A 14,427-nucleotide genomic window follows, 5' to 3' on the forward strand; every position below is an offset into this window, starting at 1 on the left:
ACCATTCTCCGCCTCTTTCCCCATCGTAAAGCAAGACCATGAAATTTCCCGGTAAACGTAAATCCAAACACTATTTCCCCGTGAGTGACCGCGACCCGTTGCTGAAGCAAATTCAGCCGGAGAGCGAAGCCGGCACCTCCTGGGTGGTCGGTATCGACCAGACGCTGGTGGATATTGAAGCCAAAGTCGATGACGAGTTTGTCACGCGCTACGGCCTGAGCCTCGGGCACTCGCTGGTGATTGAAGATGACGTGGCGGAAGCGCTTTACCAGGAGCTGGTTCGCGAAAATCTGATTACCCATCAGTTTGCCGGCGGCACCATCGGCAATACCATGCACAACTACTCGGCGCTGGCCGATGACCGCTCGGTGCTGCTCGGCGTGATGTGCAACAACGTGCAGATCGGCAGCTACGCCTATCGCTATCTGTGCAACACCTCCAGCCGTACCGATCTCAACTATTTACAGGGCGTGGACGGGGCGATTGGCCGCTGCTTTACGCTCATCAGCGAAAACGGCGAGCGTACCTTCGCCATCAGCCCGGGCCAGATGAACCAGCTGCGCCCCGAGAGTATTCCCGAGTCGGTGATTGCCGGCGCATCGGCGCTGGTGCTGACCTCCTATCTGGTGCGCTGCAAGCCGGGCGAACCGATGCCGGATGCCACCATGCAGGCCATCGCTTATGCCAAAAAGCACAACGTGCCGGTAGTGCTGACGCTGGGCACCAAATACGTGATTGCCGATAACCCGCAGTGGTGGCGTGATTTCCTGAAGGAGCACGTCTCGATTCTGGCGATGAACGAAGAAGAGGGCGAGGCGCTGACCGGGGAAAACGACCCGCTGATGGCCGCCAACAAAGCGCTCGACTGGGTGGATCTGGTGCTTTGCACCGCCGGGCCGGTGGGGCTTTATATGGCGGGCTTTACCGAGGAAGAAGCGAAGCGTAAAACCCAGCATCCGCTGCTGCCGGGGGCGATTGCCGAATTCAACCAGTATGAGTTTAGCCGCGCAATGCGTTTCCAGGACTGCGAGAATCCGCTGCGTATCTTCTCGCATATCGCCCCGTACATGGGCGGCCCGGAGAAGATCATGAACACCAACGGTGCCGGCGATGGCGCGCTGGCGGCGCTGCTGCACGACATCACCGCAAATAACTACCACCGCAATAACGTGCCGAATTCCAGCAAGCACCAGTTCACCTGGCTGACTTACTCCTCGCTGGCGCAGGTGTGTAAATACGCTAACCGTGTCAGCTATCAGGTGTTGAATCAGCACTCTCCGCGTCTGACCCGCGGTCTGCCGGAGCGCGAAGACAGCCTCGAAGAGGCGTACTGGGATCGGTGAGTTGAGTGGGGCTTAATGCTGGGTGTCCGGGCTTAATGGTGGGTGCGCTTGCGCTTACCCACCCTACATGTCGGCATCAGCCCTGTAGGGCGGGTAAGCGTAGCGCACCCGCCGTGGTCCCAGGAAGGCGTTACTGCTGCAGCGACGGATGCGGCGTCGGTGCCATGTCGAGCTCGTCCGGGGTCTTTTTATCCAGCAGTGCCAGCATGGTATTGGCGATTTCACGCTCGCCCATCACCACTTCGTTGGCACCGCGCTCGGAAATGTAATCCACTTCATCGTCATAATGCGCCCTCGCGATAATCTCGATGTTCGGGCACTTCTCACGCGCCGACGCCACGATCTCTCCGGCTTCGTAACCGTTGGGGATGGTCAGCAGCAGCCAGCGCGCGCAGTCGAGGTGCGCGAGGTTGAGGATCTCTTCATTCGCCGCATTGCCTAACACTGCACGAATCCCGCGCTCGCGCAGCTCATCCACCCGGCTGCGCGAGGTTTCAATTACTACCAGCGGCACGCCCTGGGCCAGCAGCTTCTCCCCAAGCAGGCTGCCGACGCGGCCAAAGCCCACCAGCAGCGCGTGATTGCAGATATCCACCGGGATCTGCTTCTCTTCTTCGATAGCTTCTTCCAGCGTCTGGGCTTCCAGCGTCTCGGTCTTATCGAGATACTTCTCCAGCAGTGCGAACAGGATCGGATTGAGCATAATCGACAGGATTGCCCCTGCCAGCACCAGGTTCTGACCCTCCTGCGGCAGCAGGTCCAGCGCCATGCCAAGACCGGCCAGAATAAAGGCGAATTCACCAATCTGCGCCAGGCTGGTGGCAATGGTGAGGGCGGTGCGCTGCGAGTGCCCGAACATTTTCACCAGCCCGAACGCCGCCAGCGATTTACCGAAGATAATGATCGCCACGGTGCCCAGCACCGCCAGCGGCTGCTGAATTAACACCAGCGGGTCGAACAGCATCCCCACCGAGACAAAGAACAGCACCGCAAACGCGTCACGCAGCGGCAGGGTATCGTGGGCTGCACGATGGCTTAGTTCGGATTCGTTCAGCACCATCCCGGCGAAGAACGCACCCAGCGCAAAGGAGACGTCAAACAGCTCCACCGCGCCAAAGGCGATGCCCAGCGCCAGCGCCAGCACCGAAAGGGTAAAGAGTTCGCGTGAACCGGTGGCAGCACTGCGCGCGAGGATCCACGGCACCAGGCGGCGGCCTACCAACATCATCAGGGCAATAAAGGCCACCACTTTGCCGATGGTAATGCCCATATCCAGCGCGAGGGTGGCAAAACCGAGGTTGCCTTTTTCCAGCATCCCGGCAATCGCGGGCAGCAGCACCAGCGTCAATACCATCACCAGATCTTCAACAATCAGCCAGCCGATCGCAATCTGGCCGCGCTGGCTGTCGACTAATTGCCGCTCCTCAAGCGCCCGCAGCAGCACCACGGTACTGGCGGTCGAGAGACACAGACCGAACACGATGCCGGTCATCAGCGACCAGTCAAGGAAGGTGGAGAGCGCCACACCCAGCAGCGTCGCCACAGCAATCTGGGCTATCGCGCCGGGGATGGCGATGGACTTTACCGCCATCAAATCCTTAATGGAGAAGTGGAGACCGACACCAAACATCAGCAGGATAACGCCAAGCTCAGCCAGCTCGGGCGCAAGTTTAGTATCCGCAACGAAGCCTGGCGTAAACGGCCCGGCCAGCACGCCAGCTAATAAATATCCGACCAGAGGTGATATGCGAAGCTTGTTCGCCAGCATGCCAAATATAAAGGCAAGTACCAGGGCGCCGACAATGGTGGTAATTAGCGGGGTGGCGTGATGCATTCCGTCTCCTTTCGTAAGTCGTTGATCCACGATGGCCAGCATCCGATCCGGGATGCGAAGCCATAACTCCAGTATTTAGTTTATGACAAATTACTTATCGGCGTTTGTGAATAATTGTTGAATGCTAATGAAAAAAGGCTTTTGAAGGCAAAAAATGTGAATCAGAGGGTTATTAGCAGGTTAATTGGCGGGGAACGACAGAAATAAGGCGTGAGAAAGTGGCCTGTAATATATTACAGGCCAGCGGGAGTCACGGTTTATCGCGGTTTTCAGGCAGGAAGATTGCCAAAATGCCCAACAGAGGCAGAAAAGCGCAGATCTTGTAGACCAGATCAATACTTGTGTGGTCAGCTACCACGCCAAGTACCGCAGCGCCCAGCCCGCCCATACCAAAAGCGAAGCCGAAAAACAGCCCTGACACCATGCCAATCCGCCCCGGCAGCAGCTCCTGGGCGTAGACCAGAATCGCGGAAAACGCCGACGCCAGAATGAAACCAATAATCACGATCAGCACCCCGGTCCACCACAGCGAGGCCCAGGGCAGCAGCAGGGTAAACGGCGTAACGCCGAGGATGGACCCCCAGATCACATACTTGCGCCCAATCTTGTCGCCAATCGGCCCGCCAATCACCGTTCCGGCGGCAACGGCAAACAGAAACGCGAACAGATAAAACTGCGCGGTCTGCACCCCCATGCCGAACTTATCCATCAGGTAGAAGGTGAAGTAGCTGCTGATACTCGCCATATAGAAGTATTTGGAAAAAATCAGCGCCAGCAGAATGCCGATCGCCAGCACCACCTTGTTACGCGGCAGCGGGTTAACCGCTTTCTCCACCGGCTTGCCCTTGTTGACGCGGTGCTGCGCCGCGTACCAGCGGCTGATTTGCGCCAGCACCACGATCGCCAGCAGTGCTGCCAGTACGAACCAGCCGACGTTGCCTTTCCCGTAGGGGGCGATAATCAGCGCGGCCAGCAGCGGGCCAAGCGAGCTGCCGAAGTTACCGCCGACCTGAAACAGCGACTGCGCCAGGCCGTGACGCCCGCCGGAGGCCATGCGCGCCACGCGGGAGGATTCCGGATGAAACACCGACGAGCCGGTGCCGACCAGCGCCGCCGCGATCAGCACGGTGGTGAAGCTGCCTGCCACCGCCAGCAGGATCAGCCCGCACAGGGTGAAGCACATGCCGATCGGCAGCGACCACGGCATCGGGTACTTATCGGTGTAGTAGCCGACGAACGGCTGCAGCAGCGAGGACGCGAGCTGGAAGGTGAGGGTGATCATCCCGATCTGCATAAACGACAGCGAAAAGTCAGCCTGCAGCAGCGGGTACAGCGCCAGGATCAGCGACTGGATCATATCGTTTAATAAATGCGAAAGACTGATAGCGCCCAGAATGCCGAAAGCGGTCCGGGACTGGGGCGACGACGCGGGTTTACCGGGCAACGCCCCGGTTTGTTCACTGATAGCCATAGGATCCAACGTTACGATGATTGCGGAAGCGTACAGGTGAGTAAGCCTGCTGATTATTATTCCGCTAACATACCGTTCCCCGTGATTTGAGGAAAGTCGCAATTCTGAAATCTTATTTGTAGATCATGTCAGCCCACTGTAATTTCTGCCTTTACCGATAATTCAGGGAGAGAGAGATGACGTTTTCACAGAAAAGCCTGGCGCTGGCGTTGTTCACCGCGCTGTCGGCGACCAGCCTGCCGGCCTTCGCCTGGGAGCAGGATAAAACCTATAACATCACCATCCTGCATACCAACGATCACCACGGCCATTTCTGGCGCAATGAGCATGGCGAATATGGCCTTGCCGCGCAAAAAACGCTGGTGGATAAAGTGCGCAAGGAAGTGACGGCCAGCGGCGGCAGTGTGCTGCTGCTCTCCGGCGGCGACATCAACACCGGCGTGCCGGAGTCAGATCTGCAGGACGCCGAGCCGGACTTCCGCGGTATGAACATGATTGGCTACGATGCAATGGCGGTCGGTAATCACGAATTTGATAATCCGCTCACCGTGCTGCGCCAGCAGGAGAAGTGGGCCAAATTCCCGTTCCTCTCGGCCAATATCTATCAAAAAAGCACCAATCAACGCCTGTTCAAACCCTGGGCCATCTTCAAGCCGCAGGACATCAAAATTGCGGTGATGGGCCTCACCACCGATGACACGGCAAAAATCGGTAACCCGGAGTTCTTCACTGACATCGAGTTCCGCAAACCCGCTGACGAAGCGAAGCTGGTGATTCAGGAGCTGCAGCAGAACGAGAAGCCGGACGTCATTATTGCCGTCACCCATATGGGCCACTATGACAACGGCAACCACGGCTCCAACGCGCCGGGCGACGTGGAGCTGGCGCGCAGCCTGCCGGCGGGAGCGCTGGCAATGATTGTGGGTGGTCACTCACAAGATCCGGTGTGCATGGCGTCGGAGAATAAAAAGCAGGCCGACTACGTGCCCGGCACGCCGTGTGCGCCTGACCAGCAGAACGGCACCTGGATCGTGCAGGCTCACGAGTGGGGCAAATACGTGGGCCGCGCCGACTTTACCTTCCGCAACGGCGAAATGAAGCTGGTGCGCTATCAGCTCATCCCCATCAACCTGAAGAAAAAGATCACCTGGGACAACGGCGAGAGTGAGCGCGTACTTTACACCCCGCAGATCCCGGAGAATCAGCCGATGCTGTCACTGCTGACGCCGTTCCAGAATAAAGGGCAGGCGCAGCTTGGCGTGAAGATCGGTAACGTCAACGGCAAGCTGGAGGGCGATCGCAGCAAGGTGCGTTTCGTACAGACCAATATGGGGCGCCTGATCCTCAATGCTCAGATGGCGCGCACCCAGGCGGACTTCGCGGTGATGAGCGGCGGCGGTATCCGCGATTCTATCGAGCCGGGCGATATCACCTATAAAGATGTGCTCAAGGTACAGCCGTTCGGCAACACCGTGGTGTATGTGGATATGACCGGGAAAGAGGTGACGGAATATCTGACCGCCGTGGCGCAGATGAAGCCGGACTCCGGTGCCTATCCGCAGTTCGCTAACGTCAGCTTTACAGCACAGGGCGGTACGCTGCGCGACCTGAAAATCAACGGTGCGCCGGTGGACGCTGCGAAAACCTACCGTATGGCGACGCTGAGCTTTAACGCCACCGGCGGGGATGGCTATCCGCATATCGACAGCAAACCGGGCTACGTGAATACCGGTTTCGTGGATGCCGAAGTGCTCAAGCAGTATATCCAGCAGAGCTCGCCGCTGGATGTCGGCACTCTGGAGCCGAAAGGCGAGGTGGTGTGGCAGTAGCGCATTGCGAAGCAAAAGGTGGGTGCGCTGCGCTTACCCACCCTACGGAATGCAAATGGGTGTTGTGGGGCGGGTAAGTTTACGCACCCGCCGTACTCGCAAAAGGTGAAGGCGCGGTGTTTACCCACCCTACAAGAATGATGGCGTTGCGGCGGAATTACTCTCGCCGCGCGATATCCGCAAACTGCGCGTTGAGCAGCGCGGCGAGATCCTTTGCCGCCAGTTCGATATCCAGCCCGCGCTTGCCGCCGGAGATGTAGATCGCCGGGAAATCCTGCGCCGGGGCGTCAATCAGCGTCGGCAGGCGTTTTTTCTGGCCCAGCGGACTGATGCCGCCCACCAGATAGCCGGTGGTACGCTGGGCTACCATCGGATCGGCCATATCTACCTTTTTCGCACCGAGCGCTTTGGCGACCTTCTTCAGATCGAGCTGAGTCGCCACCGGCGTGACGGCCACCGCCAGCTGTTTTGCATCGCCATTCAGCGTCACCAGCAGGGTTTTATATACCTGCGCCGGATCCAGCCCGAGTTTACGCACCACTTCATCGCCAAAATTGGTTTCAGCCGGATCGTGATCGTAGACGTGAAGCTGAAAGGAGATGCCCTGTTTTTCGAGTAATTTCACTGCGGGTGTCATTGTTATACTCTGCCTTTTTTAGTAACCAGGCCCAGCATACGCTGCGGTCATCGGCAAAAAATAGTATCAGCTTGCTGAATTGTTCTGGTAGTTGCTCCGCGTTTGCGAGACAATTTTTAACCACTGTCGGCTACGGCTGGCGGGATAATCACAATAATAATGACGTTCCTCTTTGACAGGCCAATAGCGATATTGGCCATTTTTTTATCCTGCGCGCAGCAGCGCCGGCAGGTTACCTTCCCCGTAGAGGTGGAGCGCCCCCACGGCCACCACATAGCGCCCTGGCGGCAATGCAAGCAGCAGCTCGCGCCAGCGTCGATTACGCTGATGCATCAGCACATCATAGAGTTCATGCCCAAAAGTGGCGGGCAGCTCAACCACTTTCTGGCGCGGCGGCGCGTCCAGCCACCAGCTCACCATCAGCTGTAGCAACCGCGCATTGGTATGCCAGTGGGTAAGCGTATCCTCCAGCAGCCCCAGCCCTTCGTCAGGCAGCGTCTCCAGCAGCGTCATCTGGCTTTGCGTACCCTCCAGCTCCTGAATCGGCACTGCCGCCGCGTTCGCCGCGTTGATCATCTGATAATCAATGCCAAAATCGGGGCGCAAACCCAGGCGCTGCGCCTGATGGGCCTGCATCACCAGCGCCACCTGCCACGGCGGCTGCTGTTCAAACGTCGCGATGTCCAGACCCAGCTCGGCGGCGCGCTGCTCCAGCTGGTTCCAGAGCGTGGAAGGAATACGTTCGCGCAGCGGCAGGTCGTAGTCGGGGGTATGAAACGGGGCATTGCCGCCGCTGATATCGGCTTCAACAAACAGCGCGTCGGCGGCGGCGATCTTCGCCACCAGCTTTGCCGGCAGCGGGGCCATATCGCGGGTTCCCATATGGATGCTGCCCACCAGATGCAGGTGGCGATTGCCGGGTAAGGTGATATCGATAGCGGGCCAGGGAGAGGTGCCTGCGGTAAGGGCGGACCACCATGCGTGTAAGCGACTGAACAGGCTCATCATTCCTCCGGGGCTAAAAGATCATGCTAGCGCGCCCGGCAGGAAGGTGCAAACTGCGGCTCACCGGTAGCCCGGTGAGCCAGCAGGATTACTGCTTCGGCGTAAAGCGCAGCAGGCGGTTGGCATTGCTCACCACCGTAATGGAGGAGAGCGCCATCGCGGCCCCGGCGACCACCGGATTGAGCAGCGTGCCGGTAAGCGGCCAGAAGATCCCGGCGGCAATCGGGATGCCGAGCGTGTTGTAGATAAATGCCCCCAGCAGGTTCTGCTTCATGTTACGCAGCGTGGCGCGGGAGATCGCCAGCGCATCGGCGACGCCGGTCAGGCTGCGGCGCATCAGGGTGATGGCTGCGGTTTCAATTGCCACATCGCTACCGCCGCCCATCGCGATACCCACATCGGCCTGGGCCAGCGCCGGGGCATCGTTGATGCCGTCGCCCACCATCGCCACTTTGCGGCCTGCGGCCTGCAGTAGTTTGATCGCCTCGGCTTTGCCGTCCGGCAGCACGCCGGCAATCACTTCATCAATACCGGCTTCGCGAGCGATAGCTCGGGCGGTGGTAGGGTTATCGCCAGTTAACATCACCAGCCGGTAACCGGCGCGGTGCAGACGGGCCAGAGCATCGCGGCTGTCATCACGCAGCGGATCGCGGATGGCGAGCAGTGCCCCCAGCGTCCCGTCTACTGCCAGCAGCACCGGCGTACTGCCGCGCTGCGCCTGGTCATCCATTGCCTGCGCCAGCGGCGCGGTATCAATGCCGTTCTCCTGCATCAGCGCGGCATTGCCGAGCAGCAACCGGTGGCCGTCGGCTTCCCCGGCGACGCCCAGACCGCGCAGGGTGCGGAACGCGCTAACCACCGGCAGCGATGCCGTCTCTGCTTTGTCGAGAATAGCGCGCGCCAGCGGATGGCTGGAACCCTGCTCCAGCGCGGCCGCCAGACGCAGAGCATCAGTTGCGCTGACGCCATTTACCGTCTCGACGGCTGTGACCTGCGGTTTGCCCTCGGTCAGGGTGCCGGTTTTGTCAAACACCAGGGTGTCCAGTTCGCTGGCGCGCTGCAGCGCATCGGCATCCCGCACCAGCACTCCAAACTCAGCGGCCCGTCCCACTCCGGAAATAATCGACATCGGCGTTGCCAGACCCAGGGCGCACGGGCAGGCGATGATCAGCACCGTGGTGACAATGACCAGGGTGTAGACGATCTGCGGAGCCGGGCCGAACAGATACCAGATCGCGCCGCTGAACAGCGCAATAGCAACCACCACCGGAACGAACACCGCCGAGATACGGTCAGCCAGCTTGCCGATCTCCGGCTTGCTGCTCTGGGCCTGGCGCACCAGATGAATAATGCGTGCCAGCGTGGTCTGGTTACCGGTGCGGCTGGCGCGGAACAGCACGCTGCCGTCCTGCACCACGGTCCCGGCGTGGATGCCCTCGCCGTCGCTTTTTTGCTGCGGCACCGGTTCGCCGGTGAGCATCGCCTCATCAAACCAGGCTTCGCCCTGGGTAATAGCGCCATCTACCGGCACGCGATCGCCGGTGGTCAGACGCAGGATCATGCCCGCCTGCACCTCGGCCAGCGGCACCGTTTTCTCGCCCCGGTCGGTTACCACCCGCGCGGTGGGCGGGGTGAGGTCGAGCAGGCGCTCCAGCGCTTTTGACGAACGCTGACGTGCGCGGGCTTCCAGCATATGCCCGAGATTAATCAGGCCGATAATCATGGCGCTGGCTTCGTAATAGAGATGGCGCGCTTCCATCGGGAACCACTGCGGCCAGAGGTTAACGCTCATCGAATAGAGCCAGGCCGCGCCGGTGCCGAGAGCTACCAGCGTATCCATCGTGGCAGCGCGATTCTTCAGGCTTTTCCAGGCGCTGCTATAGAAGTGACCGCCCGCGAACACCATCACCGCGAGGGTCACCAGGCCGATAACCAACCACAGGGTGCGGTTGGCGTCGGTGACCATCATGTTGTCGCCGAGCATGCCCCAGATCATCACCGGAATGCCCAGCGCCAGCGCTACGGCAGCCTGCCAGCGAAAACGCTTCATGGCCGCCAGCGCGGTCTGCTGCTGGCGCTCGCGGCGTATATTGTCGTCTTCAATGGCTTCCGCGCTGTAGCCGGCGTCCTCTACTGCGCGCACAAGATCGGTTGCGGAGGCATGGCCCATCACCAGCGCCGTGCGCTCCGCAAGATTGACCCGTGCCTGCGTCACCCCGTCCACGCCGGAAAGCGCTTTCTGGACGCGGGTGACACAGCTGGCGCAGCTCATGCCGCCGATAAGCAGCTGCTGGCTGTCATCGGTCGGCTCGTCTGCCGGAAGCGCATCGGGAACCGCTGTCAGTGCTTCCGACGGGGTTTCTGAGTCCGCCAGCGGTTTAGCCTTTGGGTGGCTGAGGGTCGCGTCGTATCCCGCGTCTTTAACGGTTGCGATTAGCGCGTCCGGGGAAGCGCTGCCGGTCACCTGGGCTGACGTCAGGGTAACTTCTGCCTGCTCGACGTCGGGACGTTTCTCCAGGCTCTCTTTAACGCGTTTGACGCAATGACCGCAGGTCAGGCCATCCAGCGCCAGTTCAATGGTGTGAGACATGATTCGCTCCTTATCTGATTCGTCAGGATAAGGGTAAACCTTCCATTAAGGGGAAGGTCAAGAAAAGTTTGCTGTGCCGGTGGTGATGAGGTTGCTGGGTGCTTTGTCGGGAAATTAGCATTGCGGCCCGGTGAATATATATTTCAGCTTCTTCTGGCCATTATTATTGGAATAAGTAACAGCGGGTAAAAAATAGCGTTAAATAATTTAATGGGGGCAATTCTTAATTTTATGCCCGCTAATGAATAACTAAAAAAGTGTGATCGCTAACGGTTTTAGCGCCAGAAATAGCGTGCCAGGATGTTTGCGCAATTTATTCAAACAAAGAGAAGTTACCTGTAAACGAATTATTGCGCCAGGGCGATCGGGCCATATTCGCCTTTGGCGTTTTTTACCAGGAACCTTTACTAAGGAAAACGCAATGCATAAAAAAATAAAGCTGGCGCTGCTTATCTCCGTTTTACTGGCGCAACCCCTGTTTGCCAAAGACGTCACCATATTTTATACCAACGATCTGCACGCCCATGTTGATCCCTGGATAAATCCGGTGGTGGATAAAGCGCGTCCGGTGGGTGGATTTGCGACTATCGCAGGCGTGGTTAATCAGGCGAAGCAAACCGAAAAGAATGTTTACTTCTTTGATGCCGGTGATTATTTCACCGGGCCTTACCTGAGCCTGTTAACCAAAGGTGAGGCGATTGCCGATATCATGAACACCATGCCCTACGATGCGATTTCCGTAGGTAATCATGAGTTCGATCACGGCGTGCCGAATATGGTCGCGCAGCTGAAAAAAATAAAGTATCCGGTGCTGCTGGGGAACGTCTATTACAAGAAAAGCGGCGAGCGGGTGATTGATAAGCCCTGGACGATTGTGGAGCGCGACGGGCTGAAAATTGGCGTTATTGGTATTCACGGGAAGTTTGCTTTCTATGACACCATCGCCGCCAGCATGATTACCGATGTTGAAGCGCGGGATGAAATCCCGGAAATCAAACAGGCGGTGGCAGCGTTAAAAGGCAAGGTGGACCTGACCGTGCTGCTGATCCACGAGGGCGTTCCGGGACGCCAGTCCAGCTTCGGTAATAAAGACGTGGCGCGCCTGTTGCAGGCTGATATTGATACCGCTAAGGCGGTGAGCGGGATTGACGTTTTGATTACCGGCCATGCCCATGCCGGCACGCCGGAACCGATCAAAGTCGGTAATACGCTTATCGTTTCCACCGATGCCTATGCCACTAACCTCGGTAAACTGGTGCTCGACTTTAACCCGGAAACCAAAAAGATAGACGGCTATAAAGGCGAGCTGATAACCATGTTCGCTGATAGCTATAAAGCCGATGCGAAAGTGCAGCAGGAAATTAATCGCTGGGAAGATAAACTGAAAACCATCACCGCTCAGGTCGTAGGTCATACGCCGGTGACGCTGACCCGCTCTTACGGGGAATCCTCGCCGCTGGGTAATCTGATCATGGATGCCGGTATGGCGCAGGCGCCTGACGCGGTTGCCGCGTTTCAGAACAGCGGCGGTATTCGCGCCGACCTTGAGAAAGGGGATATCACCTATGGCTCGGTGATCAGCGCTTATCCGTTCAACAACGACATTACCACCATGGATCTCACGGGCAGCGATATCACCTCGCTGATGGTGCATGCCACCAACCTTACCAATGGCATACTGCAGGTGTCGAAAAACGTTAAGGTGGTGTATGACAGCCGCAAGCCGCTGAATCAGCGCATTGTTTCTTTCACCATCGACGGCAAAGCAGTAGAGCCGACAAAAACCTATCGCATTATGACCAACTCCTTCTGCGCCACTGGCGGCGACGGCTATGAGGCGTTCCTGCGCGGTAAAAATGTCAAAACGATGTCGGGAACCACCTCCGCCCAGGCGCTGGTGGACTACTTCAAACGCCACGATCCGGTGCAACCGGATAACACCAAACGCGTACTGGATGTCGCAAGCACCCTTAATTGATTACTGATCTCTCCGGCAGGCGTGATAATTCGTGCAGTATTACCTCGCCTGCTTTTTCCACGCTGTAACCTTTTTTATTTTCAGGACGATAATATGACCGTTTACTATGTAAAAACCGAACTGGCTCCGGCAAATAACCAGCTCGCTGCGTATGTATACTTTCAGTCTGATACGGCGGTAAGGTATGATTATAAAGTTTTAAGACGTGCTACCAGTCCCACCAGCGTTGACTTTGTTTACACTTCTGAAGAATTAATGACGGATACCCGCAGCGAAATAAAAATTCCGGTCATCGGACTGTATGCAAATTATGAAAATAACGTGCAGTTTATTTTTTATAATCAGGGCGGGGAAGAGGTCTATAACGCCATCACGGCCATCAGCACCCGCGAGCAGAGTTATCGCGATGCCACCATTTTTCATCTTAATATCGAGCAGACCGATCCAGAACTTTTTACCAGCGTCTGGGGCAACAGCTGGCTGATGACCTCGTACTGCGACGGCTACGACCGCAACGGTGATTTGCGCTGCTACTTCTCCGCGCCGTACCGTAATCAGATGCTGCGTACCCATAACGGCTATTTTTATACCGGCAGCGATGAGGATCTGCGCTGGTATGGTCGCCGCTTCTATAAAATTGATATTCTCGGCAACGTGGTGCTGGAGTTTGATTTAGCCGACAGCGATAACAATCGCTTCACCAACACACACGATCTGGAGTGGGACTCTGCCGGTAATCTTTATATGGTGGGGAGCGATAATCCGGACCGTGCCACCAATACCCTGCGTCAGGATGCCTGGATATTAAAATTCAGTGACCTGACCGGGAAACTCATCTGGGCCAAAAATTACAGCCGCGAATTTGATAATACGCAGATCCTGAATAACAGCGGCACCAATGACGTGCATCTCAATTCGCTGTCGTGGCTCCCGGCTGGCAACGGCACGCCTGAAGCCATTGTGGTGCATTCGCGCTCTGCCAGTCTGACCTTTGGCATCGGCATTAATGATGGCGCGATACTCTGGTCAATTGATACCGGCGGCTATAATCCGACTTTCCTGAGTGGCGCGGGTGCGCCGCGACTGGATACCACCGGCATCACGCAGTTTGAGAACGGCGCGCATACCGTATTCGTCACGCAAAACAGCGCCTTTGCTCAGTACATCGACACCGCTGCAGGCAAGTTTGTGCTGTCGCTGTTTAACAACCACTCCTGCGAAGATGCCACAGGCAAGGCAATGTACCGGCCCATTTCTGAAGATGCGCCTGCTGATACCTTCACCACTGCGCCTGCGCAGGTGCTGTTTTACGCGGTGGATCTGGTGGCAAAAACCGTTACCCAGATTGGCAATCCGCTATCGCTGCCCAACGATCGCGTCCCGCAGATCACCGATTTTATGGGGGCAGTGTTCGATCATCACGACTACTACACCGTTTATACCAATCACGCGCGGTCGTTTTTTATTATGGATGCGTCCGGTGCGGTGGTGGCGACGGTGTATGACGTGATCTGCACGCTGCACGGCTTTCCGCTGTTTCCCGGCGAGTGCTATCGCGCCCGGTTATTTGACGACGCGGTGCTCGCCTCACTGGTTGACAAGGCGCGTAGCGTAGCCGCTGCCTGAAAACGGTATCGATAATCAACGTGCGGAGGCCTGGTGCCTCCGCGTTCGTTTTGTCCTTCCTGACGCACCTTTACGCGCAACGCGTTACACTATCCGTTCAGCGTTTCAGATATG

9 protein-coding genes are annotated in these 14,427 nt (G+C 57.6%); 4 read left to right on the forward strand and 5 right to left on the reverse strand.

Translation table 11 applies throughout. The features are described from left to right. Positions 1-38 precede the first annotated feature (38 nt). Positions 39-1,343 (forward strand): inosine/guanosine kinase, encoded by a 1,305-nt coding sequence (locus ET34_RS0117960; RefSeq protein WP_031524381.1) that lies wholly within the window; start codon positions 39-41, stop codon positions 1,341-1,343. A 130-nt stretch (positions 1,344-1,473) separates the two neighbouring features. Here the strand turns inward: ET34_RS0117960 and ybaL are convergent, their stop codons facing one another. Both ybaL and ET34_RS0117970 read right to left on the reverse strand, forming a co-directional pair. Further along, complete coding sequence (gene ybaL / locus ET34_RS0117965; RefSeq protein WP_031524383.1) at positions 1,474-3,177, reverse strand: YbaL family putative K(+) efflux transporter; 1,704 nt, start codon at positions 3,175-3,177, stop codon at positions 1,474-1,476. Positions 3,178-3,427: 250 nt separating this feature from the next. Beyond that, a complete protein-coding gene (locus ET34_RS0117970) occupies positions 3,428-4,648 on the reverse strand; it encodes an MFS transporter (protein WP_031524385.1) in 1,221 nt (406 codons plus the stop codon). Between the two features lie 176 nt (positions 4,649-4,824). On the opposite strand from ET34_RS0117970, the gene ushA reads away from it, so the two are divergent. After that, positions 4,825-6,477, forward strand: coding sequence for a bifunctional UDP-sugar hydrolase/5'-nucleotidase UshA (ushA, locus tag ET34_RS0117975; protein ID WP_031524386.1), 1,653 nt, complete (start codon positions 4,825-4,827; stop codon positions 6,475-6,477). Positions 6,478-6,634: 157 nt separating this feature from the next. On the opposite strand, the gene ybaK is transcribed toward ushA, so the two are convergent. From ybaK to copA, 3 genes are all read right to left on the reverse strand, one after another. Further along, a complete protein-coding gene (gene ybaK / locus ET34_RS0117980) occupies positions 6,635-7,114 on the reverse strand; it encodes a Cys-tRNA(Pro)/Cys-tRNA(Cys) deacylase YbaK (RefSeq protein ID WP_031524388.1) in 480 nt (159 codons plus the stop codon). Between the two features lie 204 nt (positions 7,115-7,318). Beyond that, positions 7,319-8,119: a TraB/GumN family protein gene (locus ET34_RS0117990; RefSeq protein ID WP_031524390.1), complete on the reverse strand. Its 801-nt coding sequence runs from the start codon at positions 8,117-8,119 to the stop codon at positions 7,319-7,321. 88 nt (positions 8,120-8,207) lie between these two features. Next, positions 8,208-10,709, reverse strand: coding sequence for a copper-exporting P-type ATPase CopA (copA, locus tag ET34_RS0117995; RefSeq protein ID WP_031524392.1), 2,502 nt, complete (start codon positions 10,707-10,709; stop codon positions 8,208-8,210). Positions 10,710-11,130: 421 nt separating this feature from the next. Here copA and ET34_RS0118000 point away from each other — a divergent pair, with 421 nt between their 5' ends. Together ET34_RS0118000 and ET34_RS0118005 are read left to right on the forward strand one after the other, a co-directional pair. Continuing rightward, a complete protein-coding gene (locus ET34_RS0118000) occupies positions 11,131-12,687 on the forward strand; it encodes a bifunctional metallophosphatase/5'-nucleotidase (protein WP_031524394.1) in 1,557 nt (518 codons plus the stop codon). 93 nt (positions 12,688-12,780) lie between these two features. After that, positions 12,781-14,313, forward strand: a complete 1,533-nt coding sequence (locus tag ET34_RS0118005) for an aryl-sulfate sulfotransferase (RefSeq protein ID WP_031524395.1) — start codon at positions 12,781-12,783, stop codon at positions 14,311-14,313. The last annotated feature ends 114 nt before the right edge of the window (positions 14,314-14,427 follow it).

Source organism: Siccibacter colletis (genome assembly GCF_000696575.1).
GTDB lineage: Bacteria > Pseudomonadota > Gammaproteobacteria > Enterobacterales > Enterobacteriaceae > Siccibacter > Siccibacter colletis.

Excerpts from the sequence above, each read along its gene's own strand:
- ET34_RS0117960 (WP_031524381.1), top strand. The coding sequence starts at position 39 with ATGAAATTTCCCGGTAAACGTAAATCCAAACACTATTTCCCCGTGAGT.
- ybaL (WP_031524383.1), bottom strand. The coding sequence starts at position 3,177 with ATGCATCACGCCACCCCGCTAATTACCACCATTGTCGGCGCCCTGGTA.
- ET34_RS0117970 (WP_031524385.1), bottom strand. The coding sequence starts at position 4,648 with ATGGCTATCAGTGAACAAACCGGGGCGTTGCCCGGTAAACCCGCGTCG.
- ushA (WP_031524386.1), top strand. The coding sequence starts at position 4,825 with ATGACGTTTTCACAGAAAAGCCTGGCGCTGGCGTTGTTCACCGCGCTG.
- ybaK (WP_031524388.1), bottom strand. The coding sequence starts at position 7,114 with ATGACACCCGCAGTGAAATTACTCGAAAAACAGGGCATCTCCTTTCAG.
- ET34_RS0117990 (WP_031524390.1), bottom strand. The coding sequence starts at position 8,119 with ATGAGCCTGTTCAGTCGCTTACACGCATGGTGGTCCGCCCTTACCGCA.
- copA (WP_031524392.1), bottom strand. The coding sequence starts at position 10,709 with ATGTCTCACACCATTGAACTGGCGCTGGATGGCCTGACCTGCGGTCAT.
- ET34_RS0118000 (WP_031524394.1), top strand. The coding sequence starts at position 11,131 with ATGCATAAAAAAATAAAGCTGGCGCTGCTTATCTCCGTTTTACTGGCG.
- ET34_RS0118005 (WP_031524395.1), top strand. The coding sequence starts at position 12,781 with ATGACCGTTTACTATGTAAAAACCGAACTGGCTCCGGCAAATAACCAG.